General features: G+C 60.4%; 3 protein-coding genes. 2 read left to right on the top strand and 1 reads right to left on the bottom strand.

All coding sequences use genetic code 11. The annotated features are described in order from the left end of the window. The coding region (gene repC / locus EN780_RS32485) for a plasmid replication protein RepC (RefSeq protein WP_245500197.1) at positions 1–595 on the top strand (595 nt) is incomplete at its 5' end. Then, positions 592–873 (top strand): hypothetical protein, encoded by a 282-nt coding sequence (locus tag EN780_RS32480; RefSeq protein WP_128276315.1) that lies wholly within the window; start codon positions 592–594, stop codon positions 871–873. The genes repC and EN780_RS32480, both read left to right, overlap by 4 nt. Before the next feature lie 26 nt (positions 874–899). Here the strand turns inward: EN780_RS32480 and EN780_RS32475 are convergent, their stop codons facing one another. Beyond that, positions 900–1,832: a recombinase family protein gene (locus EN780_RS32475; RefSeq protein ID WP_128276314.1), complete on the bottom strand. Its 933-nt coding sequence runs from the start codon at positions 1,830–1,832 to the stop codon at positions 900–902. Positions 1,833–2,257 lie beyond the last annotated feature (425 nt).

Below are 2,257 nucleotides of genomic sequence, written 5' to 3'. Positions count from 1 at the left end.
GTCTCATATCGAGCGCCACATACAGAATTCAAAACCAGACTCTAAATCTGAATCTGAAAGTGGCTTAGGAAATAAGAATGAAGCGAGCGGCAGCGCAGCGGAAACCGACAACGTGCGGAGCCTGCCGAAGCGCGAGCTACCGCTGGGAATCGTGCTGGATGCCTGCCCGAACATGCTCTGGTTGGTGAAGGGCGGCGGCGGAATTCGCAACTGGCGTGAATTTCTGGCCGCAGCCGAGGTTGCCCGGCCGACCATGGGCATCAGCCCGAGCGCCTGGGAGAAAGCGCGAACGGCAATGGGTGAGCAGCAGGCGGCGATTACCATTGCTGCGATCTACCAGCGACAGGACCAGATCAACAGCGCCGGCGGCTATTTGCGCAGCCTGACGGACCGAGCAAAGGCCGGAAAGTTCTCAGTCTGGCCGATGGTGATGGCCTTGTTGCGGGCCAAGCTTGACGCGTCGAAGACGACCGGAAACGGAGCTGAAGCCGCTGCCGCCGATCTGGAGACGGCGGGCAAGATTGTGCGCACCGAATCCCGGCTGGAAATCAGCGATGCGTTGCGCCGCAGCCTCGACAAGCCGGGGCGCAGATGATGATGAGGTGGGCGGGTTTTGATCCGCTCTATGGGCTTGGGCGGTCGCTGCAGCGCTTGTCGGGACGAGCGTCTTATGAGAGCATCGAGGACATGAAAAATGAACACGACCGGGAACCGACGCCCGATGAAACCGCCGGGATGGTGTGGTGGAATTCACTTTCTGAGGCCGATCGTGCGGATTGGCTGGCGCGCGCCGGCAGCGCTGTTCCAGCCGATGCCTGGGGGGCGTACAAGCGGCTCGGGAATGTTGAGCGTCAGCCACGGACCGTAGACTGACGGACTGTTCTGCAGCGGGATGACGGTCAGCTCGCGGGTAGTTCGGCGACGAGTCCAAGCCGGCGGGCTCGATCGAGCAGGTTCTTGACTGAGGAGGCAGACCATTTTGCGCTTCCTCGTGGGGTTCGCTCATGCAGACGCTCGAGCTGGCCAGCGATATCGCGAAGCGAGAGGTCTGGGTTAGACTGCGAAATCCCTGCCACAAGAGTCATCAGGCGATCTTCGGGAGGCAGAGGAGACGCCCGCTTTAGCAGTGTGGATTCGGCCAGGTGCTCGGTGACGAGCCACCTCACTGCCCGCCGCAGTCGTTCAGGCGTCCACTCGAGGCCGCGCTGCTTCAGGACCCGAGCGATATCGTCCCAGTTGTGGTCTGGTCGCATCCGGCGGACCGTCGGAAGCCACTTGTTCATCGTCGATTGTAGCCGTCGGCCATAGGCTGCCTTTTGCACCGCTGTCATCTTCGCCAGGGCTTCGGGCCTGCGCTCCCGGATACCAGGATTGCCTGGCAGCCGCCCCTTCGATCGTGCAGCGATGATGCCGGACTTGGTCCGCTCCGAAATCAGCGCACGCTCGAGTTGGGCAACGGCGCCGAGTACCTGTAGCGAAAACATGCCCTGCGGCGTTGAGGTGTCGATCGGATCTCGGAGAGATCGGAAATGCGCGCCCTTCTCAGTCAGATCCTCGATCACCTGAAGAAGATGGCTGACCGAGCGCGCAAGGCGATCGAGACGCACGACGACCAGGACATCGCCGGCGCCGATGTCGCTCATCAACCGCAGTAGGGCAGGGCGAGCTCTCGATGCACCGGATCCATGTTCCTGAACGACGACGTCACAGCCGGCCGATCGCAGCTCAATCTCCTGCGCTTCCGTCGCTTGTTCGTCCGTCGACACGCGCGCGTAGCCGATTTGCCGGCCCTTTGGTCGTCCGGAGCGTCGATCTTGCGCTTCACGGGCCATTTGCGGCGTCTCTCAGCATAGGAAATGGGCGTTTGTACAAACACCGAAGATATCAACAAACGATCCTTTGTAAACGTCTCTTGATGTCTTTTGAGCATTCTCTACGGCCGTGCAGATGGCGGAAATGCGCGGTTTTCAGGCCTCTCGTGCGTCTGAGGCGTCGGACTGTACAGTCGCCGGCCGAACTTACTATAGTAAGGAGAGACGGCCGCCGGAAAAATCCCCGACAAGTCAAGTTAAATGCCGACTAGCTTGACATTCGCAAATCAGCTACAGCCAAAACAATGGCTTACGAAATCGGCAAATTGCCTCTGGAAACGCTCATAGGCCCGGCCGCAAAGGCGACCGAGAGTTTGGTGCGCCTCGATGAGCGCCTTGCCCAATCGCCGGTGAGCGACGGCTGGATCGAGCGGATGAATTTCCAT

Source organism: Mesorhizobium sp. M4B.F.Ca.ET.089.01.1.1 (assembly GCF_004022605.1).
In the GTDB taxonomy this organism is placed as follows: domain Bacteria; phylum Pseudomonadota; class Alphaproteobacteria; order Rhizobiales; family Rhizobiaceae; genus Mesorhizobium; species Mesorhizobium abyssinicae.
This window is presented reverse-complemented; position numbering and strand designations above follow the sequence as displayed.